This window comes from Bradyrhizobium sp. SZCCHNRI3052, from assembly GCF_032484895.1.
In the GTDB taxonomy this organism is placed as follows: Bacteria; Pseudomonadota; Alphaproteobacteria; order Rhizobiales; family Xanthobacteraceae; genus Bradyrhizobium.
The window spans coordinates 41258-63477 of the sequence record NZ_JAUETW010000005.1; the positions used below are offsets into that span (position 1 = coordinate 41258).

Consider the following 22220-nt stretch of genomic DNA (forward strand, 5'->3'; position numbering starts at 1 on the left):
TCCGCAACTACCAGCGCGCCGCGCCGACGATGCGCCCGTCCGCCGCTTCGAGAATCACGGCGGCATCCTCGCCCTCCGGCATCGGCTCGGTGAGGCGCAGCGCGGTGCCGCTCCAATCCCCGAGCGGACGCACCGAGCGCACCACGTTGAGCTCCTCCAGCGTGCGGCCGCCATTCTCGCCGCGGCGGATCGCCGTTTCGTGCCGATGATCGAAGCCGACCAGGAGGAGGCGTCCGCGTCCTTCACCGCCGCCGACCTCGACCGTGAGCCTGTCGCCATTGCGCGCGAGCTTGAGCCGCGCCGCCGTCGCGCTCGCGCCCCTGGCGCGATCGATCGCGGCTCCCACCTCGGCCCTGTTCGAGCCGACATGACCCGTCACCCCGTCGACGACGATCTCCGGCGTGTAGGAGCCGTCGCCGAAGCGGCTGCCGTAGCGGGCCTGGCGGTCGGTGGCGGCCGGCAACGAGAATGGATCCTTCCAGCCCAGCCGGTCCCAATAGGTGACGTGAAAGGCGAGCGGCAGCACGTCGCGGCGCTGCCGCACCAGCTCGTTCAGATAGGCATTTGCAGGCGGGCAGGAGGAGCAGCCCTGCGAGGTGAAGAGCTCGATGACGACAAGGCGATCCACCGCGGCCGCCGACGGCGACCACGGGGCAAGCGAGGCGAGCAGCACGGCGAAGGATGAGGCGTAGCGGAGCGAAGCGAGGCTGAGGGTCATGGGTGTTCTCCCGCGATGTGACGTGATCTCCTTCGCCGGCGGGATCCACCGTGTTACCTCCTGCCGTAGCCAACACGCAGGCGTGAAGACGCATCGACGGTTACCTTCGCGGCCTGTCGTGACGCGTGAGCAGGGCGCTCGCCACACGTGAAGGGCATCGTGCACGCCGTTCAAAAGACAGCGCTTTTCGTCCGCACCCGATGTAACTTTCTGAATCAAATCGTGTCCTGAAAAAGGTTTCCGCATTCGCCTCGCTTCAAGCGGCATGCTAGGAGAGCTTCGACCGGTGATTTGCCGTTCGTTAACCGTTGCGGCCAATCCGTGACGTCGCAATCCGGGGACATTGATGGGGTCGATGACATGAGTTCCAAGGGGGCGGGCCACAAGGCCGAGCTGAGGCAGGCGCTGCGAGTCGGCGTGATTGGAGCCGGCGTGATGGGCAGCAATCATGCCCGCGTGCTCGCCGGTCTGCCCGACGTGCACCTCGTCGGCGTCGTCGATCCGCTGCCGGCGCATCGCAGCCGCGTCACCGAGCTTGCGAGCTGCCCGACCTTCGAGACGCTCGATGAGCTCGTCGCCGAGGGCGTCGACGCCGTGACGATCGCCGCGCCGACCCATCTGCATCACGAGCTCGCGCTCGCCTGCATCGCCCGCAAGGTGCATCTGCTCGTCGAGAAGCCGATCGCCTCCACGGTCGAGGAAGGCAAGGAGATCGTCTCGGCCGCGCACCGCGCCGGCGTCACCCTGATGATCGGCCATGTCGAGCGCTTCAATCCGGCGGTTGCCGCGATCAAGAAGGCGATCGCGGGCGAGGACATCCTGTCGATCGCGATCACCCGCGTCGGCCCGTTCCCGCCGCGCATGTCCAATGTCGGCGTCGTCATCGACCTCGCCGTGCATGACATCGATCTCATCCGCTGGTTCACCGAGTCCGACATCATCGAGGTGCAGCCGCAACTCTCCAGCGCGGTGGCCGAGCGCGAGGACATCGCGCTTCTGCAGTTCCGCACCGCCTCGGGCGTGCTGGCCCACATCAACACCAACTGGCTGACGCCGTTCAAGGCGCGCAACGTCACCGTGGCGACGCGCGGCAAGTACATCATGGGCGACCTGCTGACGCGCCAGGTCACCGAATGCTTCGGCTTCAAGCCGGACGGCAGCTACTCGATGCGGCATCTCCCGGTCGGCCATGACGAGCCGCTGCGCGCCGAGCTGATTGCATTCCTGCATGCGGTGCGCTCGGGCACGTCGCCCGCCGTCACCGGCGACGAGGGCGTCGCGAGTCTGGCGATCGCCACGCAGTGCCTGGAAACCTCGAGCCATCGTCCGGCCGAGGCCGCCGCCACCAAGCTGCGCGCGGCCGGCTAGCCGGCCCGGCCTTCGCTTCATCCTCATTTACGTTTGCGAACATGTGTCAGAGCTCATGAACCAGCACCTGCGTCATCAGCCCATTCCGTTCATCGACACCGCCGCGCAGCGCCAGCGGCTCGGCAAGTCGCTCGATGACGCCGTCGCCCGCGTGCTCGCGCATTGCCAGTTTCTCGGCGGCCCCGAAATCATCCAGCTCGAGAAGGAGCTGGCTGAATTCTGCGGCGCCAAATACGCCGTGAGCTGCTCCAGCGGCACCGATGCGCTGCTGATGGTGCTGATGGCCCAGGGTATCGGCCCGGGCGACGCGGTGCTGTGTCCGTCCTTCACCTTCTGCGCCACCGGCGAAGCGGTGGCGCTGACCGGCGCCACGCCTGTGTTCGTCGACGTGCTGGAGGACACCTTCAACATCGATCCGGCCTCGCTCCGCCGCGGCATCGCCACCGCGAAGCGGCTCGGCCTCAAGCCGAAGGCTGTGATTCCGGTCGATCTGTTCGGGCAGAGCGCGGACCATGATGCGGTCGCCGCGATCGCTGGGGACGAAGGGCTGTTCGTGCTCGACGACGCCGCCCAAGGTTTTGGCGCCAGCTACAAGGGCCGCCGCATCGGCACCTTCGGGCTCGCGACCGCCACCAGCTTCTATCCGGCCAAGCCGCTCGGCTGCTTCGGCGACGGCGGCGCCATCCTCACCGACGATGCTGGCCTCTTGGAGCGGCTGCGCAGCGTGCGCGCCCATGGCGGCGGCAGCGACAAATACGACAACGTCCGCCTCGGCCTCACCGCGCGGCTCGACACCATCCAGGCCGCGGTGCTGCTCGAGAAGCTCAGGATCTTCGACGACGAGATCGCCGCGCGCAATGTTGTCGCTGAGCGCTACACGGCGGCGCTGGCCGACGTCGTGAAGGTGCCGCGCCTCGTTGACGGCTGCACCTCGGTCTGGGCGCAATACACCATCCGCCTGCCCAAGGGCGTCGACCGCGACACCTTCGCCGCCGCGCTGAAGGCGCAGGGCATTCCGACCGCGATCTACTATCCGAAGTCGATGCATCAGCAGACGGCGTACCGCATCTTCCCGAGCGTCGATGGCGGCCTGCCGGTCAGCGAGCAGCTCTCCGCCGACGTCATCAGCCTGCCGATGCACGCCTATCTCGACGAGCCGACGCAGGTTCGCATCATCGACGTCGTCCGCGGCGCTGTGGCGGGCTGAGGTCTTCGCTAGCTTGCGGGCTCGCAGGCAGCTGATCTGCCCCGCTGATGGTCCGAAACGACAATCCTGTCCCTATGGGGCGTGAATGGGCGGTCTATCTTCTCTTGCTTCGGGTACCATGCCGATGTTGAATCATGACTAACGTGCCAGGGAAAGTGGGTACTAGCAGTCCGCTGAAAAACTATCGTTTTTGTCGGATTTTTGTGATTCACCGATCTTAGCGAGTCTCGGAGGCGCGGATGCGAGGCAAGTTCGAGCATCAGGGCGGGCTGTTTTCGTACATTTCGCCGGAGGCGCGTGTTCCAAAGGATCATCCGCTGCGCAAGATCCGGGAGCTGGTGCGAGACGTTCTTCGCGACCTGAACCGTGCATTGGGCGCGCTCTACTCGAAGGAAGGCCGCCCCTCGATCCCGCCCGAGCAATTGCTCAGCGCTCTGCTGCTGCAAGTTTTCTACGGCATCCGCTCTGAGCGTCAGCTCATGGAGCAGTTGGATTACAATCTGCTCTACCGCTGGTTCGTGGGGTTGGCGCCGGACGATCGGGTGTGGGACCCGACGACATTCACGAAGAACCGTACCCGGCTTGAAAACGGCGAGGTGTTCGCCAAGTTCATGGCGAAGCTGCTGAACCATCCCGAGGTGAAGCCGCTGTTGTCGGCGAGCACTTCTCGGTGGACGGCACGCTGATCGAGGCCTGGGCCTCGCATAAGAGTTTCCGGCCGAAGGATGGCTCGGACGACGGCGACGATGGTACGAACTTCCACGGCCAGAAGCGCAAGAACGACACCCATGCCAGCGTGACCGATCCCGACAGCCGACTGTATCGGAAGGCGCAGGGCAAGGAAGCCCGACTCTGCTACATGGGCCACGTCACCATGGAGAACCGGAACGGCCTGGCGGTCGATGGGCGTGTCACCCATGCCAACGGAACCGCCGAACGCTCCGCGTCGGAAGCCATGCTCAAATCCAAAGCCAACAAGGATGGCCGACGCATCACCGTGGGCGAGAACAAGGCCTATGACACCGCCGAGCACGTCGCCAGGCTGCGGAAGATGAATGTCACACCGCACGTCGCCCAATACAACTGTGGCAATCCCAACTGGGCGCCAGAGTGCCATCGACGATCGCGCCACCCGGTACGCCGGTTACGGCATGTCTCAGACATGCCGGGCCATGGTCGAATGCATCTTCGAATGGGGCAAGCAGCACGGAACCATGCGCAAAACCAAGCACCGTGGTCGCGAACGCGTGCTTGGCGACTTCCTGCTCAACCTGATCGGCTATAACCTCGTTCGGATACCCAAGCTGATCGCCGCATAACACCGTCCCTCGCGGGCGGACGGTCTTGCGATCCTCGCAACGCCCCCGTCGGCTCAGACTTCAAAAGTCAAACCGTCGGCCTCATGCGGGTATTTCAGCGGACTGCTAGATTGCGGCGGGCCGCACGTGCAAATAGCAGGACCGCGGCATCACCGCGCTCGGCAGTGTCAAACCGGCATGGTAAGTAGTTATACCGCTCGTCATTGCACAGATTGTGTGCCTCACAGGCGCAGCTCGATGTGCGTCCGTCCTCTGGGAGGCCGTGAGCGTCATCCGCCGGACCTCGCGCAATAGTCCCGCCAGAGCTGCCGATACGCGGCCTCGACGCACCGTGTATAGTTAGCGACGTTACCGGCCGGCGAGCGCGCGATCCGATTTGGCAGCTCGGCACGCAGTCTGGCCATCCGCTCCGGCTGGGCTGCGTAGGTCTTGGCAATGCGGACGTAGTCGTTGTCATCTGCGGCGATCCAGTCGTCGAGGCCGACGGCATGGATGATGCCAGCGGCGAGCCGCGATGAGGCGCTGGTGCCAAGCTTGGCGACCACCGGGACGCCCATGTAGAGTGACTCCCAGGTGCTCGCGCCGCCGTTCTGCGGAAACGGATCGAGCGAGATGTCGATCCCGGAAAAGGCGCCGAGGTGGCTGCGCCGGTCGCTCGCGCCCATGCAGACTACGCGCTCCTCCGGCATGCCCTGGGCCGCGAACCGAGCCATTAGACCGTTGCGCACCAGCGCATCGTCGAGAGCCAGATGCTTTACCACCATCTTCGCGCCTTCGATCTCGCGCAGCAGTCGCGACCACAGTGTGATCGCGGCGTCGGAGATCTTGTCGATGCGGTTGAATACGCCGAACGTCACGTGGCCGTTTTGCAGCAGCGGCGCCGGCGACAGCGGAATGTCGGTGATCGGATCGGTCGTGTTGAGCGAGGGCAGGTCGTAGATGCGCTCGGCGAAAAGGGGGCGGACCTCGGGAGGGATTGTGACCGGATCGGCGAACAGCACGTCCATCGTCTGCATGCCCGTCCCGGTTCCGTTGCCCCAGCCGGTGGCCTGGATCGGCGCCGGCTTGCGCGCAAACACCGTCAGCCGGTTGCCCAACGTATAGCCGGAGAGATCGACCAGGATGTCAACGTCATCGGCCTGGATGCGATCGGCGAACTCGTCGTCGGACAGGGTGGCGGCATCGACCCAGACGTCGGCGATGTCTTGGAACGCATCGGTCAGGCGGTCGCGCGACCGCGAGGTGGAATAGCAGTTGATTTGGACCTGCGTCTTTTCGTGGGCGCGCAGCACCGGAAAGAAGGCGAAGGCGGCCGAATGGGTGCGGAAGTCGCCTGAGACGTAGCCGATGACGAGACGTCGGTCGGGGTCAAGCGAGCGGGCCGCAAGCTGACGACGCGGCAGCCTGGACCCCACCATGTCCCACCAATAGCGGCGCGCGGCCTGATGCGCGGCGAAATCGGCGCCGGGCAGGAAATCGAGATAAAAGATCTTCTTTGTGATCGCCTCTTCGTAGTCCGGTTGCACCGCCAGCGCCTGATCGAACAGTGCGATCGCACTCGTGACGTCCCCGAGCCGTCCATGGCAGGCGCCGAGTAGGGTCAGCGCGGCCTGGGCTGTCTGATTTGTGTCGAGCACACGCTTGCAGGCCGCCATCGCCTGGGCGACGTTGCCGTTGAGCAGCCAGATCTGCGCCTTACCCTGCCAGCCTACCTGCAGGTCCGGATCGAGCGAGATCGCGCGATCGAAGTCGGCTTCGGCCTCGGCCGTGCGCCCGGAGATCATGTATAATCGGCCGCGATGCGCTAGCAACTCGGCATGGGCGGGTCGAGCGGCAAGCGCTGCATTGAAGCTCGCTTCCGCCAGCTCGAAATGATGCAGCTCGAGATGGGCGAGCCCTCTATTGACGGTGGCTTCGAAATGGCTGGGGTTGAACGTCAGCGCGCGCTCGGCGCTGGCGGCGGCGGCGTCCCAGCGCCGCAGCATCAGCTCAGCGACGCTGCGATTGCACCAGGCGTCGACGTCGTCCGGCTTGAGCGCGAGGGCACGCGCCGCGGCGGCGAGCGACGCCTCGCCCTGCCCCAGACGCAGCAGGGCGATCGCGAGATTGCGCAGGGTGATCGGCGCATTCGGCCTCAGCGCCAGCGATCGCTCCAGCGCGGCGCGCGCTTCTTCATAGCGTTCGCAATTGACCAGCGCCCAGCCGAGATTGGAGTGCGCATCCGCCGAGTTGGGCTCAAGCGCGACGGCCTGGGTTAGGAACACGGTCGCTTCGGCGAATCGGGACGAGGATACCAGTGAGACGCCGAGCAGATGTATGGCGTCGAAATAGTCCGGAAGCTCTTGCAGTAGCTTCGCACACAGCGCCTGCGCCTCCGCCTGGCGTCCGGCCTGGAAGGCCCTGTACGCCAGTGCCAGCGTCTCGGCGAGCTTCTTCTGCTTTTTCTCCTGTCGGGCTTTCTGGAAGGCGCGCGAACCTACGGTGCTCAAGGCTGTTTCTCCGTGCGGCCAAAGACGGCGACGATTCGAGCGGCCGCAGCTGCGTAGCGCGGCGCGGCAGATCTTGCCCGCGACATGGTTAGCAGCTGGTTAATGCGGTGGGGAGGGGGGAGACGGCGAATGCCAGCAACGGGCGCTGCATCGATCGGTCACTCATCCCATCAGGCGCATCACAGGACGCCCAATCTCAGACGCGCGGTCACGGTCTCGCGGCGCGTTGTGCCGGAGCTGTGCGTTGCGTCCCGCCCTCCACACCAGTGGAGGAGCCACCGTCGTCCACGCCGTGCTATCCGCAGCAGCGTAAACTTGACCTCAGCTTCGGGAGGCCAGTGTTGTCGATCAAGGCGGATATCTCGGCCTCGAGCTTGCTCAACTCGGTGCTGATCACCTTGGCTAATCGCGTGTGCAGACGCTGCACTTCCACAGGCAATTCATGCTCGCCCTGGTTCGTCAGTCCAACCAGTATGTCCTTCGTTGCCTGGCGCGTATTGACCATCTGCTGAAGCTTTTCTCGGGCCGCATCGTAGGCCTGACCCGCAGCTTCATTGAAGGTCTCGGCGAACCAGGCGATCGTGTCCGCATCGATGCTGTCGTTCTTGGCCAGGCGCCCGGCCGATCGAGCGAAGCTCCGCACCCGCTTTGGGTCGACGATACGAACGTCGACTTTGGCGGCCCCGCGCCAGCTTGGCCCACTCCCATAGCCGCCGCTGGCCGCCATCACGACTTTGCCGATCTTGTTCCGGCGCAGCCACGCCACGAAGTCGCGCCGGCCTTCATCCGTCCTTTCGAACATCTGCTTGGACCCAAGCGCTCGGGTACCAGCATCGACCTTATCCTTGGCGACATCGATACCGCGACAACGAGATCATTCTGTGCCATCATCCGGCTCCCTTCCTTGCAAGGTGCGGACTCGAAGCCCGTGCAACTGTTCGGGTTGAAGGAAGACACCGGACCTGTCCCACGCTCCCCGACAGGCTCCAAAAGGGCCTTTGAGCACAATCGGGCTCAGATCCAGCGACGGGCGGTTGGTCAGAACCGCCCGTTCGCACATCCTGGCAGATTTCGAAGACACAAGAGTGCAACTCGAACCGCCGCACTTCGGCCCTGAGCGGAATTTCTGCGCGTTCGCCGCTTTAAACTCCGTCCCCGATGCTTTCGCGAGCGTGGGGCGGTACTCAGTAGTATCAGTACGACTGCGTCACGAATTAGCGGAGCGTAATCCGCCGTCATGCTGGGCTCGATTTCGCTCGCCAAATGCTTGCATGGGCAACGTCCATATACTCTCGCCAGACGATCTGGACGAACATGCAATGTCGTTGGAAGTTTTGCGCTGGGCGCGGCGGATTACGCTGCGCTAATCCCGCCCTACGGGCTAGGGCGTGGACTCATAAACACTTGTCCAGAGGCGTGCTGAGGCAAGAGCTACCGCGGCGAGGAAGTTGCGTGCGAGCTTATCGAAGCGGGTAGCGATGCGCCTGAAATGCTTAAGCTTGCAGAAGAACCGCTCAACGAGATTGCGCTGGCCATAGATGCGTCGGCTGACGGAACGTTGGACTACTCGCTGGCTGGTGGAAGGAATATAAGCCCTAGCTCCGCCAGCTCTGATCATGTGCAGGAGGGCGTCGGCGTCGTAACCGCGGTCGGCCACGACATCACGACATTTTAGCCCTTGGAGCAGAAATGGCGCGGCACGCAGATCGTGGGCCTGCCCCGAGGTTAGCGTCAGCCGGACCAGCAATCCGTTCTCGTCGACGACCGCATTGATCTTGGTGCTCAGTCCTCCACGAGAGCGGCCAATGGCGTGATCCTCGCCCCCTTTTTACCCCCAGCGGCGTGCTGATGGGCGCGGACGATGGAACTGTCGATCAGCGCCATCGACTGCGGCGAGCGAGCTGCCAGCACCTCGAAAATCTGGACCCAAACGCCTGCCTTGGCCTAGCGGTTAAAGCGGTTATAGACCGTCGTGTAAGGACCATAGCGTTCCGGAAGATCTCGCCAGGGCGAGCCTGTCCGCAGCACATAGAAGATGCCGTGGAGAACCCGCCGGTCGTCGACCCGACCGCCACCGCATGGCTTATTCGGCAGCAAGGGCTTGATCAAAGACCATTCTCGATCGCTCAGGTCAAACCGCGCCATGTCCACCCCCCCCAAAAAAAATCACTTAAGGGGAGTGAATCACCGTTCGCCAGCTAACGGAATCCATTTATGAGTACATGACCTAGATCAAATCATCGACTGTGATCCGCCTTGGCGATCTTCTTCAATGTTGCGGCAGTGCCGGGCTTCTGGCCGCTCTCGATCTCGGACAGGAACGCCTGGGAGATGCCGGCGGCATCGGCGAGGGCGGCCTGGGTCAGATCGCGTTTCTTGCGCCAGAAGGCGAGGGGAGTTTTTGCGGCCAGGAGTTCGTCGGCCTCGGCCGAGGTCAGCATCTCCTCCTCGCCGCTCTCGCTCTCGCGGAGCGTGCACCGGGCCATCAGGCTGTCGCGGAGGTTTTCGAGCTCCTCGATCATCCGGTCGTAGTCGGCCTCCGGCACGATCACGATGCCGTCGCCGTTGGGGGCTTTGGCTCTGACGTGGGGCATGGTGCTCTCTCAGCCGGCACCGAGGACGTTGGCCGTGTCGTTCATCTCTGTGAATACCACTCGGAACGGCTGGAGGGGATAGGGTGAGGGCTGCTTCGCAGACCGCGCCCGTCGAGAGTCCCCCTCACCCCGATGTCATCTTCGATGCCATCCGACCTCTCCCCGCAAGCAGGGCGAGGTGACAGCGAGCCTGTCGCCACATTTTAGCCCCAAGCAGGCATCGCCCGCGTTCTCCGCTTCAAACCCGCCCCCCAATGCTCTAGAAGCCCCCATGCTCGGACGTATCTTCACCGTCGGCGGCTATACGCTGCTGTCGCGCCTCACCGGCTTTGCCCGCGACATCATGCTGGCGGCGATCCTCGGCGCCGGGCCCGTCGCCGACGCGTTCTTCATCGCGTTCCGGCTGCCGAATCATTTCCGGGCGATCTTCGCCGAGGGGGCGTTCAACGCGGCCTTCGTGCCGGCCTATGCGCATGTCCATGGCGAGAAGGGGCCGGCCTCGGCGAGCCTGTTTGCCGACCGCATCTTCACCCTGCTGCTGGCCTCGCAAATCGTGCTGCTGGTCCTCGCGTGGGTGTTCATGCCGCAGGCGATGACAATCCTGGCGCCCGGCTTCACCGACGATCCTGCGCAGCGCGAGCTTGCGATCACGCTGACCCGCATCACCTTTCCGTATCTGCTGTTGATCACGCTGGTGACGCTGTATGGCGGCATGCTCAACGTGATGCAGCGTTTCGCCAGCGCGGCGGCGGCGTCGATCTTCCTCAATCTTGCGATGATGGCGACCCTGGCGCTGGCGGCGTTCTTCCCCGGCGTCGGTCATGCCGCGGCCTGGGGCGTGCTGATCTCTGGCTTCCTGCAATATTTCCTGCTCGCCGGGGACCTCGCCCGCCACGGTGGCCTGCCGCGCTTTGCGCCGCTCAAGCTCGACGACGACATCCGCGCCTTCTTCAAGGCGCTGGGGCCGGCGACGCTCGGCTCGATGGGCACGCAGGTCGCGATGTTCGCCGACACCATCATCGCGACCTTCCTCCCCGCCGGCGCGATCTCGGCGCTGTATTATGCCGACCGTCTCAACCAGTTGCCGATCGGCGTGATTGGCATCGCCATCGGCACCGTGCTGCTGCCGGAAATGTCGCGGCGGCTGACGGCGAACGATCATGAAGGGGCCATGGAGCAGCAGCGCCGCGCCTTCGAGTTCACCTTGCTGTTCTCGGCGCCGTTCGTCGCCGCCTTCCTCGCGGTGCCCGACGTCATCACGCGGGCGATGTTCGCCCGCGGCGCCTTCACCAAGGGCGATGCGGCGGCGGCGGGGGCGACGCTCGCCGCCTATGCCGTCGGCCTCATTCCGTTCGTGATGATCCGCAGCGCGGTCTCGACCTTCTACGCGCGCAAGGACACCGCCACGCCGGTGAAGGCCTCGCTCACCGGGCTGACCGCCAACGTCGTGCTGAAGGTGCTGCTGATGGGCTCGCTCGCCCAGGTCGGCCTCGCGCTGGCGACGGCCGTCGGCGCCTGGATCAACCTGCTGCTCGTGCTCGGCTTCGCCGTGCACGAGGGCTATCTGCGGTTCGATCGGCGGCTCACCATGTCGCTGCTGAAATTTGCCGGAACCGGCGTGGTGCTCGCGGCGGCGCTGTGGGCGACGGCGTTGGTGGCATCGGCCCATCTCGCTTCGCTCGGCCGCTTGCAGGACGAAGTCGTTCTCGGCCTGTTGATCGTGGTGGGGGCCGTCATTTATGCCGGCGCCATTCTGGTGCTGTTCGGCCCGCGCTGGCTCAAGGCGCTGGTGCGGCGCTGACGTTTGCGCTGCAGCATCGAGCTGGTGGCATGCCTGCGGAGAGTTGACCGCGCGTGGTCCAGGGGCGGCCATATGGCGTTTGCGCGAGTCTTCGTTCCGCTGCAATATGCCGTCCAATAGTCGCGACAATGCAAGCGGGAAGTGAAACCAGATGGCAGCTCCTATCAAGTTCGGCGTCGGACAAAGCGTTCTCCGGAAAGAGGACGACGCGCTGATTCGCGGCAAGGGCCGCTATACCGATGATCTGGCGCCGGCTGCCGCCTTGCATGCGCTGGTGCTGCGCTCGCCGCATGCCCATGCCAAATTCACCCTCGATGTCACCCAGGCGCGGCTCTTGCCGGGCGTGGCGCTGATCCTGACCGCCGCCGACACCGCGGAGCTCGGTGGACTGCCCTGCCTGTTCAATCTCGAGACCGATCCGTTCACCGCGCCGCCTTATCCGATCCTCGCCAAGAACGAGGTGCGCCACGTCGGCGATGCCATCGCCTTCGTCGTCGCCGATACGCTGGATCACGCGCGCGACGCGCTGGAGGCGATCAAGGTCGAGTGGACGACGCTGCCGGCCGTGACCGGCGTCGTGAACGCGATCAAGCCGGATGCGCCGCAGGTGTGGGCCGAACACAAGGGCAACGTGCTGTTCGACGTTTCGATCGGTGACAAGTCCGCGACCGAGGCGGCCTTCGCGAAAGCGCATGCGGTGGCCGAGATCCGCATCGTCAATCCGCGCGTGGTGGCGAGCTTCATGGAGACGCGCGCCGCGGTCTGCGAATACGACACCAAGCGCGATCATCTGACCCTGACGGCGGGCAGCCAGGGCAGCCACCGGCTGCGCGACATCCTCTGCCAGAACGTGCTGAAGATCCCGACCGAGAAGATGCGGGTGATCTGCCCCGACGTCGGCGGCGGCTTCGGCACAAAATTGTTTCCCTACCGGGAGTATGCGCTGCTCGCGGTCGCCGCGCAGCGGCTGCGCAAGTCGGTGCGCTGGGCCGCCGACCGCTCCGAGCATTTCATGGGCGACGCGCAGGGGCGCGACAACGTCACCACGGCAAAGATGGCGCTGGCCGAGGACGGCAAGTTCCTCGCCATGGACGTCGACCTGATGGGCGACATGGGCGCCTATCTCTCGACCTTCGCGCCCTACATCCCGCACGGCGGCGCCGGCATGCTGCCGGGCCTCTACGACATCCAGGCGTTCCACTGCCGGGTGCGCACGATCTTCACCCACACCGTTCCGGTCGACGCCTATCGCGGCGCGGGCCGCCCCGAGGCAGCGTACGTCATCGAGCGCCTGGTCGATGCCTGCGCGCGCAAGCTCGACATGAGCGTCGATGCGATCAGGCGCAAGAACTTCATTCCGCCGCGCGCGCTGCCCTACAAGACCGCGACCGGCAAGGTCTATGATTCCGGCGACTTCAACGCGCACCTCAAGCGCGCGATGGAGATCGCGCAGTGGAAGGAGTTTCCGAAGCGCGCCAAGGCTGCGAAGAAGCACGGGCTGATCCGCGGCATTGGGCTCGCGAGCTATGTCGAGGTCTGCGGCACCATGGGCGAGGAGACCGCGAATGTGCGGCTCGATCCCAACGGCGACGTGACGATCCTGATCGGCACGCAGTCGAGCGGGCAGGGCCACCAGACCGCCTATGCCCAGATCGTCGCCGAGCAGTTCGGCCTGCCGCCGGAGCGCGTCCACATCCATCAGGGCGACACGGCCCAAATCGCGACCGGCCTCGGCACCGGCGGCTCGGCCTCGATTCCCTCCGGCGGCGTCAGCGTGCAGCGGGCCACCCATGAGCTCGGCGACAAGCTCAAGCAGATCGCGGCGGAAGCACTCGAAGCCGGCCTCGGCGATCTCGAGATCGCCGACGGCGTGATCCGCGTCGCCGGCACCGACCGCGCGATCTCGTTCGCCGATCTCGCCAAGCGTCCGGGCACAGATCCCGCCAAGCTCAACGGCAGCGCCGCCTTCGCCAGCGCCGATGGCACCTATCCGAACGGCACGCATGTGGCCGAGGTCGAGATCGATCCGGCGACCGGCATCATCAAGATCGTCAACTACGTCATCGTCGACGATTTCGGCGTGACGCTGAATCCGCTGCTGCTGGCCGGCCAGGTGCATGGCGGTGCGGTGCAGGGCATCGGTCAGGCACTGATGGAGCAGGTGGTCTACAGCAACTCCGACGCTCAGCTCGTCACCGGCAGCTTCATGGACTACGCACTGCCGCGCGCCGCCGACGCGCCGTCCTTTACCTTCGAGACCCACAACGTGCCCTGCAAGACCAACCCGATGGGCGTCAAGGGCGCCGGCGAAGCGGGCGCGATCGGCTCCTGTCCGGCCGTCGTCAACGCGATCGTCGAAGCCCTCTGGCGCGAGTACAAGATCGATCACATCGACATGCCTGCGACCCCGGAGCGCGTCTGGATCGCGATCCGGGAGCAGCATCGCCGTCATAGTCTCTGAGTACTCTCCCCCCCGGATCTCCTCCGATATCCGCCTCAATTCCGGAATAACCCGCCGGCTGAGGGGTTGACCACCCAAGCGACCCGTCCAGGTGGGCTGGACGGGATTGTGACAACAAAGGAGCGAATTGATGAAGCGGACTGTCGTGGCTGTCGCAGCTTTGCTGCTAGGGGCCGGCGCCGTGATGGCACAGCAGGATCTGGTCAAGCATAGCCAGGACACGATGAAGGCCAACGCCAAGAACCTCGGCGGTGTCCTGATCGCGATGGTCAAGGGCGAGAAGCCGTATGATCAGGCCGCCGTCAATGCCGCTCTGGCGCAGCTCGAGGAGACCGCCAAGAAGCTGCCGACGATGTATCCGGCGAGCCTGAAGGGCGCCAAGTTCGAAGGCGATTACGGTCCGTCGCCGAAGATCTGGGAAGACCAGGCCGGCTTCAAGGCCAGGATCGAGAGCTTCGGCAAGGTCGTCACCGAGGCCAAGGCCAAGATCAAGGATCTCGACAGCCTGAAGGCGACCGCGCCGGGCATCGGCAAGGAATGTGGCGGTTGTCACGAGACCTTCCGTCTCAAGAACAGTTGATCTGACCAGCCATAAACGGGGGCGGACGCGACATGGCGTCCGCCCCCGTTTGTTTGCGCCGCGCGGGCGTCCTGACGTATCACGGCGCCGCCGAGCTCCGGTGATGATCGCCGGGCCGACGATATCCTCCTGCTGTGACGGAGCCACCATGCTACGCCGCCTCCTGCTTGCTCTCTGCGTGCTCGGCGCCGCCGGCCTGGCGGTGTTCTGGTGGCTGACCCAGCCGTCGGCGATCACGCTCGCAGCGGCGACGCGCGCGCCGGATCTCGCCAACGGGCAGGAGATGTTCAACATCGGTGGCTGCGCGTCCTGTCACGCGGTGCCGAACCAGCCGGATCGACTGAAGCTCGGCGGCGGTCTGCCGCTGAGCTCGCCGTTCGGCACGTTCTATGCGCCCAACATCTCGCCCGATCCCACTGACGGTATCGGGCGCTGGAGCGAGGCCGAGTTCGTCAATGCGGTGGTGAGGGGCGTGTCGCCGGACGGCAGCCACTACTACCCGGCATTTCCCTATCCCTCCTACGCGGCGGCGAAGATCGACGACGTCCGCGATCTCTTCGCCTACATGAAGACGCTGCCGCCGGTCGCCGGCGCCTCGCGCGCGCACGACACGCCATTCCCGTTCAACATCCGTCGCACCGTCGGGGTCTGGAAGCTGCTGTTCTTCGACGACAGGCCGTTTGCCGCCAACGCCTCGCGCCCGCCGGAGTGGAATCGCGGCGCCTATCTGGTCAAAACGCTCGGCCATTGCGCCGAGTGCCACAGCCCGCGCAACGCGCTCGGCGGCATCGTTTCGGCGCAGCGTCTGGCGGGCGGGCCGGATCCGGAAGGTCAGGGCTTCGTGCCGAACATCACCCAGAAGGGCCTGGCGGACTGGAGTGAGAGCGACATCAGCTATTTCCTCGAGACCGGACAGCTGCCCGACGGCGACAGCGCCGGCGGCTCGATGGCGCGGGTGATCCGCAACACCTCGCAGCTCACGCCCGAGGATCGCAAGGCGATGGCGGTCTATCTGAAATCGCTGCCGCCGGTGGAAGGCCCGCCGAAGCCGAAGAAGCCGGCAAGCTGATCAGTTCGGCGAGCGCGCGCACGCAGGTCAGATCGGCTTGAAGCTGCCGTCGCTCTGGATCACCGTCAGCGACACCGGCGGTGGATTCTCCTTGCGCGCGTTGCCGAAGCTGACCACCAGTCCGCCGATGTCGAACTGGCCGACCTCGTTGATGATGCGGAGCAGCTCGGCGCGGGTCGGGTTCGGCCCGGTCATCGCCAGGGCGCGGGCCACCAGGCGGCCGGTGATGTAGCCCTCGAGCCCGATGAAATCCGGCGTCTGGCTCGGATCGAGCGTCTTCATTGCGGCCTGGTAGTCGGCGACGACGCGGAGGTCGGTGTCCCAGGGAAACGGGACCACCTCGGAGACGATGACGCCGCGTCCCTCCGGACCGAGCTCCTTTGCAAGGGCATTGCCGCCGACAAAGGACACCGCCGAGAACGTCGGGTTGAAGCCGCTGCGATGCGCCATCTTGATGAACTCGGCGCACGGGCCGTAGGTGCCCACCAGGATCACCGCTTCCGGCTCCGCGCGCCGGATGACCTTGAGCGCCGCGCCGACCGCGCGCGTGTTGCGCTCGAACGTGCCTTCGGCCGCGAGCTCGAGGCCGCGGCGATCGAGATGCGTCTTCACGCCGGCCAGCACGTCGCGGCCGAACGAGTCATCCTGATAAAAAATGGCGATGCGGGTGAGGTGAAGCTCTTCGGTGAGATACTTGATCGTGGCTTCGGCCTCGGCCGCGTAGCTCGCGCGGATGTTCACGACGTTCTGGAATTCGGGCGCGCGCAGGAATTCGGCGCCCGAGATCGGCCCGATGAAGGGGACATCGTTCGACGCCGCGATCGGTGCGGTGGCCATCGCGGTCGGGGTGCCGACGGCGCCGATCAGCGCGAACACCTTGTCCTCGTAGATCAGCTTGATGGTCTCGACCACCGAACGATCGGGGTCGTAGCCGTCATTGCGGCTCGCCAGCTTGAGCCTGCGGCCGTAGACACCGCCCTTGGCGTTGAGCTCGTTGAAGGCCGCCAGCAGTCCCTGGCGCGCCGCCTGGCCCAGCGCGGCCGACGGGCCCTCCAGCGCCGCCACCTGGCCGAACATGATGGAGTCGTTGGTGACGCCGAGCTCGTCGGCGCGCGCAGACCCGGGCGGGAGCACGCCGGCGATCAGGGCGAGAACGATGGAGATCCGAAGGCTTGAAAACCAGTTCATTGCGATCTTCGATGCACGAGTACGCTTGATGACAACTCAGTCTAGGCGTGTTGAATGAAGACCTCGCTAAAGACGTGGCCCGCGCTTGATCGCGTTTTGGGCGGCCCTCAACAGTCAGCCGTTAACCAAGCCCGGTTTCTGGTACGCCACGACGGATCATCTTTGACCGTCCTTAACTTACCGCGGCCAGCATCGGCCGCATCGTGGTGAGGGGCAGCCGTTTGGCGGGGGCCATATTGCAGGTTGAAGAGTACAGCGCACCGACGCTGCAGGAAAAGGATGATGCTCGCAGCGGTAGCGGGCGCGAGAGGCTGCGCGCGTCGCTATCGCGATACCGGCTTTATCGCCCTGCGATCATCGCGGCATGCGTCGGCGTCGTGCTGTCGGTCGTCGGGACGGTTGCCGTGGGACGCTGGGAAAACCGGCTGGCGCGGACAGATTTCGAAGGCGTGGCCGAAGCTCAGGCGATCCTGGTCCAGAACGGTGTCAACGAATATGTCAGCCGGCTGACCGCGCTGCGCACCCGCTTCGAATCCGCCAACGACGACATCACCCGCAGCGAGTACCAGACCTTCAGCGCGCGCCTGTTCGAGGCGCATCGCGGCATGCTGCGCTTGGCGTGGCTGCCGCGGATCAAGCGCAAGGAGCGCGGCGAATACGAGGCGGCGGCGATCACCGATGGCGTTCCCGCCTTTCGCATCAAGTCCTATCCCGACGGCACGGTCGCGCCGGAGAGCGACGAATATTATCCGGTCTACTTCTCCACCGAGGCGAAGACCTCGCCGGTCTACGGTCTCGATTATTGGAGCATTCCCGACCATCGCGCCGTGCTGGAGCAGTCGCGCGACTACGACGTGATCGGCGCATTGCGCACGCGTCAGAACCTGATCAATCAGAACGAGCGCAACAACGCCGTGATGATCGGCATCCCCGTCTACGCCAAGGGGACGTCGCGCACGACGGTCGCCGACCGCCGCCGCAATCTCAGCGGCTTCATCATCGGCGTGTTCGACCTGCCGACGCTGTTGCAGTCGGTGCGCGCGAACAATCCCAACAGCCCGGCGCTCGCGATCAACCTTCTGCCGCCCGAGCGCGTGATCAACGCCTCCGGCGTGGACCCGCAGCGCTGGCCCGCGGACCCCAGCATCTGGTCGACGACCTTGCGCATCGGCGATGCCGACTGGGTGTTCCAGGCGGCGCCCGCCGGTGGCAGCCTGATGGCGAGCCACAACCGCGCGCTGGCGCTGTATGCGGCCGGCATGGCGACGACGATCTTCCTCGCCGTGTATCTCGCGCTGTCGAGCCGCAACGCCCTGCAGCTCGCGCTCGCCAATCGCCGCGTGCTCGAGCTGGCGCAGACCGACGCGCTGACGGGCCTTGCGAACCGCGCCTTCTTCCTCGAGGAAATGGAGCGCATCAACGACGAGAAGAGCGGCCGCTTCACCGTCTTCCTGCTCGACCTCGACCGCTTCAAGAACGTCAACGACTCGCTCGGCCATGGCGCCGGCGACGAACTGCTGGTGCAGGTCGCTCAGCGGCTGAGATCGCAGCTGCGCGACGAGGACGTGCTGGCCCGGCTCGGCGGCGACGAGTTCGCCCTGATCCAGGCCGGATCCGCCGACCAGCGCGCCGCCGCGATCGAGCTTGCGCAGCGCATCACCAAGCTGATCGCCGAGCCGTTCCAGCTCGGCGGGCAACGGGTCGAGATCGGCACCAGCATCGGCATCTCGCTCGCGCCCCAGCACGGCCGCGACCAGGAGCACCTGCTCAAGAAGGCCGACCTCGCGCTCTATCGCTCGAAATCCGCCGGCCGCAGCTGCTACACGCTCTATGACGATGCGATGTCGGCCGAGCTCGAGGCGCGCAACACGCTCGAGGGTGATCTGCGCGACGCCATCGCGCAGTGCCAGTTCGAGGTGCACTATCAGCCGTTCTACGACGCCGAGACACGCGAGCGCCGCGGCGTCGAGGCGCTGGTGCGCTGGCGTCATCCGGTCAAGGGGCTGGTGCCGCCGGACAAGTTCATCCCGCTTGCGGAGTCGACCGGCCTGATCGTGCCGCTCGGCGAATGGATCATCGGGCGCGCCTGCGACGACGCCACCGCATGGCCGGACGACGTCAAGATCGCCGTCAATCTGTCGCCCGTCCAGTTCAAGCAGGCCGAACTGTTCGACGTCATCCAGTCGGCGCTCGCGAGGTCCGGCCTCGATCCGAAGCGTCTCGAGATCGAGATCACGGAGTCGGTGCTGCTGGAGCGCGCGGCCGAGAACGAGAGCTTCATCGACCGGCTGAAGGGCCTCGGCATCTCGCTGGCGCTCGACGATTTCGGCACCGGCTATTCGTCGCTGCGTTCGCTGACGGCGTTCCCGTTCAACAAGATCAAGATCGACAAGTCCTTCGTCGCCAATCTGAGCGTGCGCGACGAAAGTGCCGCCGTCATCTCCTCGGTCGTGACGCTGGCGCGGGGGCTTGGCATCCAGATCACCGCCGAAGGCGTCGAGACCGAAGAGCAGCTGGTGCAACTTCGCGCGCTCGGCGTCAACTTTGCGCAGGGCTATCTGCTGGGCCGGCCGATGCCGGTCGAGCAGCTCGAGCAGCATCTGGAGATCGCGCGCGCTGCGTCCGATGCCGACGAGCCGCAGCCGGCCGAAGACGCATCTGAGGACGACGCATCCGAGGACGACGACCCGCACTCGGCGGCCGTCGTCGCGCTCATTCCCCGGTCCGGGGCGCTGCTATCCCTCGCATCCAACGGCTGAGCGTCGAGGCGGTTTCGGCGTCCGCGTCGACCGGCAGGCGTGGCGAGCCCAGCATGGCGGCCTCGCGCGCGGCGCTCGGCGTGATGCCGTAGGCGGCCTTGAACAGCCGCGTGAAATGCGCATCGGTCCCGAGCTGCCAGCGCCGCGCGACCTCGCTGATGCGCTGCGTCCGCGATCCCGTCCCGGCGAGATCGAAGAATGCGCGGTGCAGGCGGCGGCTGCGGATGTAGTCGGCGATGCCGCCGATCGGCGCGAACAGGCGATAGAGCGACGCGCGAGACATCCCGAAATGCAGCGCCACCGCGTCGGCGCTGAGTTCAGGGCTCGACAGCCGCGCTTCGATATATTGGCGGACGCGGAGCAGCGAGGCGTCCGGCGTCACGCTGCGGTCGGCATCGCGGCGTTCGAGCTCGCCGCGCAGGCACGCCGAGATCAGCGCGATCGTGCCCTCGACCGCGGCCTGGCACTCGTCGAAACTCATGCGCGGTGCACAGTCGAGCAGCGCGCCGAAATGCCGCGCCAACAGCGGCGCCAGCGCGCCGCTGCGCGGCAGCACCAGGCCGTGCAGGTCGTCGACCTGCAGCAGGCGCGCATCGAACATCGGACGCGGCACCACCAACGTGACGTTCTCGAACGGTGTCGCGCGCGTTTCGAGTGTCTGGGCGAGATCGAGCACGCAGAGGTCGCCGGCCTCGACCCGGATCGGCGAGGCGCCCGCGACGCCCTCATAGCTGCCGTTCACGTAGAGCTGCAGGATGATGTGATCCACGCCGCTGCGGGCGACGGTTTCGGCCGATCGCCGGAACCGCTGGCCGCTCGCACGGGCCGATCCCAGCAGCACGGAGCCCAGCGCATAGGACAGCACGTCCGCTCTGAACGGAGCGGCCTCGCCGGCCGCGAGCTGGTCGACCTCGAAGAACGTCGACGTGGCCTCGCGCCACGCCGCAATGTTCGCCTCGGTGTCCATCTGCTCGGCGCAAAAGCCGTAGCTCGGCAGCAGGGACGAAACGGCTTTGATCTCACTCTTCACGCGGCGCCGCAGTCATTCTTGAGTTTTCGTCTCAACTTCTTGATCGACCGTATCGGATCGGCCGCCCGCCTTGACCCGGTGCTCCGCGTACCCGCTATAGAACGCCTGTCGCCAAGTTGCCGAAGGGAAAGCCGGGCCGTTCGACGGTCCCCCCATTGCCCCTCACGATCGAAAGGTCCGGCTTTCCGGCCCACTGGTGCGAATTGGCGGACAACGGTCTCCGGCCGCCACCGTCTTTCATGACGAAACCATGCTTGACTCATTTTCAGGACCTCGGCGCCCGTCGGTCACGACGGGCGCCTTTGTCGTGAGGCAGGTGTTGAGGCAGGCGCCCGACGGGCAGGCCGCGCCGGGTGAGAAAGCGCGCCTCGTCAGGTGGCGCCGAAGGCCTTGAACGTGATGATGGTGTGGGTGTCCTGAATGCCGGGCAGGATCTGGACCTTCTCATTCACGAAGTGGCCGATGTCGGTGGCATTGTCGACGTAGAACTTCACCAGCAGGTCGTAATTTCCCGCCGTCGAGTAGATCTCGGAGGCGATCTCGGCTTCCGCCAGCGCATTGGCGACCGTGTAGGACTGGCCAAGCTTGCACTTGATCTGGACGAAGAAGGGAACCATTGCGGGCTGTCTCCGGAAGGCATCTTTCGCCTCAATATAGCGTTTTCCGACGAAGTCGATACGCTTTCTCCGGTGGGCCGGCCTGCTTGCCGGGCGCGGCCGGCCCGCGCTAGGAAGGGGGCATGAGCACCCCCGTCGCACTTACCATCGCCGGTTCGGATTCCTCCGGGGGAGCCGGTATCCAGGCCGACCTCAAGACCTTCGCGGCGCTCGGCGTCTATGGCGCCTCGGTGCTGACGGCGCTGACCGCCCAGAACACCAGGGGCGTGACCGGGGTGCATCTGGTGCCGCCCGATTTCGTCGCCGCGCAGATCGATGCGGTGTTCGATGACCTCGCGGTCGGCGCGGTCAAGATCGGCATGGTGGCGCAGGCGCCGATTGCCGACGCCATTGCGGCAAGCCTCGCGCGCTGGCGGCCGCGGCACGTGGTGCTCGATCCGGTGATGGTCGCAACCTCGGGCGCCCGGCTGTTGCCGGAGGATGCGATCGACGCGCTGCGCCGCGGGCTGATCCCGCGGGCGTCGCTGATCACGCCGAACCTGCCCGAGGCGGCCGCGCTGCTCGACGAGCCGGTCGCGACCTCGGACGAGGCGATCGCCGCGCAAGGCCGCCGGCTGCTCGCGCTCGGCTGTCCGGCCGTGCTGATCAAGGGCGGCCACGGGCAGGGCGCCGACAGCACCGATTACCTGATCACATCAGCAACCAGCATCCCATTGCCGTCGCCGCGCATCGACACGACGAACACCCACGGCACGGGGTGTTCGCTGTCGTCGGCCGTGGCCGCAGGGCTGGCGAAGGGGGAGAGCCTCGAGGCGGCCGTACGCAACGCCAAGGCCTTCATCTCCGGCGCGATCGCGGCTGCCGATCGCTTCACGGTCGGACGCGGCCACGGCCCGGTGCATCATCTCCACCGCTATTATTGAGGTCACTCATCTTTGAGGTCACTTCCCGTGGGAAGTCCGCTTAGCTGGCGACAGCCGAAATAGCTGGGGTGGGCAACGGCTGCATCATGTCTGCGCC

General features: G+C 65.7%; 15 protein-coding genes and 2 pseudogenes. 9 read left to right on the plus strand and 8 right to left on the minus strand.

Annotated features, from left to right (window positions below):
- Nucleotides 1–7: 7 nt before the first annotated feature.
- On the minus strand, nucleotides 8–718 hold the full coding sequence (locus QW887_RS15995) for a DUF1223 domain-containing protein (RefSeq protein ID WP_316167184.1): 711 nt from the start codon (nucleotides 716–718) through the stop codon (nucleotides 8–10).
- A 360-nt stretch (nucleotides 719–1078) separates the two neighbouring features.
- Here QW887_RS15995 and QW887_RS16000 point away from each other — a divergent pair, with 360 nt between their 5' ends.
- From QW887_RS16000 to QW887_RS16010, 3 genes and pseudogenes are all read left to right on the plus strand, one after another.
- Complete coding sequence (locus QW887_RS16000; protein WP_316167183.1) at nucleotides 1079–2086, plus strand: Gfo/Idh/MocA family oxidoreductase; 1008 nt, start codon at nucleotides 1079–1081, stop codon at nucleotides 2084–2086.
- Nucleotides 2087–2141: 55 nt separating this feature from the next.
- Nucleotides 2142–3293 carry a DegT/DnrJ/EryC1/StrS family aminotransferase gene (locus QW887_RS16005; protein ID WP_316167181.1) on the plus strand — a complete coding sequence of 384 codons (1152 nt, stop codon included), beginning with the start codon at nucleotides 2142–2144 and terminating at the stop codon, nucleotides 3291–3293.
- A gap of 239 nt (nucleotides 3294–3532) precedes the next feature.
- Nucleotides 3533–4612 (plus strand): annotated as a pseudogene (locus tag QW887_RS16010) (IS5 family transposase).
- A gap of 269 nt (nucleotides 4613–4881) precedes the next feature.
- Here QW887_RS16010 and QW887_RS16015 read toward each other — a convergent pair.
- The 4 genes and pseudogenes from QW887_RS16015 to QW887_RS16030 form a co-directional block, all read right to left on the minus strand.
- Nucleotides 4882–7101: a tetratricopeptide repeat protein gene (locus QW887_RS16015; protein WP_316167179.1), complete on the minus strand. Its 2220-nt coding sequence runs from the start codon at nucleotides 7099–7101 to the stop codon at nucleotides 4882–4884.
- Between the two features lie 295 nt (nucleotides 7102–7396).
- A complete protein-coding gene (locus QW887_RS16020; protein WP_410051894.1) occupies nucleotides 7397–7960 on the minus strand; it encodes a transposase in 564 nt (187 codons plus the stop codon).
- A gap of 522 nt (nucleotides 7961–8482) precedes the next feature.
- Nucleotides 8483–9246, minus strand: a pseudogene (locus QW887_RS16025) (IS5 family transposase).
- A gap of 92 nt (nucleotides 9247–9338) precedes the next feature.
- Entirely contained in the window at nucleotides 9339–9695 is a 357-nt protein-coding gene (locus QW887_RS16030) for a helix-turn-helix transcriptional regulator (RefSeq protein WP_316167175.1), read from the minus strand.
- 271 nt (nucleotides 9696–9966) lie between these two features.
- On the opposite strand from QW887_RS16030, the gene murJ reads away from it, so the two are divergent.
- The 4 genes from murJ (at nucleotide 9967) to QW887_RS16050 (ending at nucleotide 15606) form a co-directional block, all read left to right on the plus strand.
- A complete protein-coding gene (gene murJ / locus QW887_RS16035; protein ID WP_316167174.1) occupies nucleotides 9967–11496 on the plus strand; it encodes a murein biosynthesis integral membrane protein MurJ in 1530 nt (509 codons plus the stop codon).
- Between the two features lie 151 nt (nucleotides 11497–11647).
- On the plus strand, nucleotides 11648–13957 hold the full coding sequence (locus tag QW887_RS16040) for a xanthine dehydrogenase family protein molybdopterin-binding subunit (RefSeq protein WP_316167172.1): 2310 nt from the start codon (nucleotides 11648–11650) through the stop codon (nucleotides 13955–13957).
- 130 nt (nucleotides 13958–14087) lie between these two features.
- Nucleotides 14088–14537: a cytochrome c gene (locus QW887_RS16045; protein WP_316167171.1), complete on the plus strand. Its 450-nt coding sequence runs from the start codon at nucleotides 14088–14090 to the stop codon at nucleotides 14535–14537.
- A gap of 148 nt (nucleotides 14538–14685) precedes the next feature.
- A complete protein-coding gene (locus tag QW887_RS16050) occupies nucleotides 14686–15606 on the plus strand; it encodes a cytochrome c (RefSeq protein ID WP_316175800.1) in 921 nt (306 codons plus the stop codon).
- A gap of 27 nt (nucleotides 15607–15633) precedes the next feature.
- On the opposite strand, the gene QW887_RS16055 is transcribed toward QW887_RS16050, so the two are convergent.
- The gene (locus QW887_RS16055) at nucleotides 15634–16794 is read right to left on the minus strand and encodes an ABC transporter substrate-binding protein (protein WP_316175799.1); all 1161 of its coding nucleotides are present in this window, start codon (nucleotides 16792–16794) and stop codon (nucleotides 15634–15636) included.
- Nucleotides 16795–17030: 236 nt separating this feature from the next.
- Between QW887_RS16055 and QW887_RS16060 the strand changes: the two genes are divergently transcribed.
- Complete coding sequence (locus tag QW887_RS16060; protein ID WP_315712764.1) at nucleotides 17031–19553, plus strand: EAL domain-containing protein; 2523 nt, start codon at nucleotides 17031–17033, stop codon at nucleotides 19551–19553.
- Here the strand turns inward: QW887_RS16060 and QW887_RS16065 are convergent.
- Nucleotides 19507–20571 carry a helix-turn-helix domain-containing protein gene (locus QW887_RS16065; RefSeq protein ID WP_316175806.1) on the minus strand — a complete coding sequence of 355 codons (1065 nt, stop codon included), beginning with the start codon at nucleotides 20569–20571 and terminating at the stop codon, nucleotides 19507–19509. The genes QW887_RS16060 and QW887_RS16065 overlap by 47 nt on opposite strands.
- A gap of 383 nt (nucleotides 20572–20954) precedes the next feature.
- Nucleotides 20955–21200 carry an Lrp/AsnC ligand binding domain-containing protein gene (locus QW887_RS16070; RefSeq protein ID WP_315712762.1) on the minus strand — a complete coding sequence of 82 codons (246 nt, stop codon included), beginning with the start codon at nucleotides 21198–21200 and terminating at the stop codon, nucleotides 20955–20957.
- A 122-nt stretch (nucleotides 21201–21322) separates the two neighbouring features.
- On the opposite strand from QW887_RS16070, the gene thiD reads away from it, so the two are divergent.
- The gene (gene thiD, locus QW887_RS16075; RefSeq protein ID WP_315712760.1) at nucleotides 21323–22123 is read left to right on the plus strand and encodes a bifunctional hydroxymethylpyrimidine kinase/phosphomethylpyrimidine kinase; all 801 of its coding nucleotides are present in this window, start codon (nucleotides 21323–21325) and stop codon (nucleotides 22121–22123) included.
- Nucleotides 22124–22220: the final 97 nt, after the last annotated feature.

What these genes read in the sequence shown, in the direction of transcription:
- QW887_RS16070 (WP_315712762.1), bottom strand. Translation starts at nt 21,200, where the DNA reads ATGGTTCCCTTCTTCGTCCAGATCAAGTGCAAGCTTGGCCAGTCCTAC.
- QW887_RS15995 (WP_316167184.1), bottom strand. Translation starts at nt 718, where the DNA reads ATGACCCTCAGCCTCGCTTCGCTCCGCTACGCCTCATCCTTCGCCGTG.
- thiD (WP_315712760.1), top strand. Translation starts at nt 21,323, where the DNA reads ATGAGCACCCCCGTCGCACTTACCATCGCCGGTTCGGATTCCTCCGGG.
- QW887_RS16045 (WP_316167171.1), top strand. Translation starts at nt 14,088, where the DNA reads ATGAAGCGGACTGTCGTGGCTGTCGCAGCTTTGCTGCTAGGGGCCGGC.
- QW887_RS16055 (WP_316175799.1), bottom strand. Translation starts at nt 16,794, where the DNA reads ATGAACTGGTTTTCAAGCCTTCGGATCTCCATCGTTCTCGCCCTGATC.
- QW887_RS16040 (WP_316167172.1), top strand. Translation starts at nt 11,648, where the DNA reads ATGGCAGCTCCTATCAAGTTCGGCGTCGGACAAAGCGTTCTCCGGAAA.
- murJ (WP_316167174.1), top strand. Translation starts at nt 9,967, where the DNA reads ATGCTCGGACGTATCTTCACCGTCGGCGGCTATACGCTGCTGTCGCGC.
- QW887_RS16050 (WP_316175800.1), top strand. Translation starts at nt 14,686, where the DNA reads ATGCTACGCCGCCTCCTGCTTGCTCTCTGCGTGCTCGGCGCCGCCGGC.
- QW887_RS16030 (WP_316167175.1), bottom strand. Translation starts at nt 9,695, where the DNA reads ATGCCCCACGTCAGAGCCAAAGCCCCCAACGGCGACGGCATCGTGATC.
- QW887_RS16005 (WP_316167181.1), top strand. Translation starts at nt 2,142, where the DNA reads ATGAACCAGCACCTGCGTCATCAGCCCATTCCGTTCATCGACACCGCC.
- QW887_RS16000 (WP_316167183.1), top strand. Translation starts at nt 1,079, where the DNA reads ATGAGTTCCAAGGGGGCGGGCCACAAGGCCGAGCTGAGGCAGGCGCTG.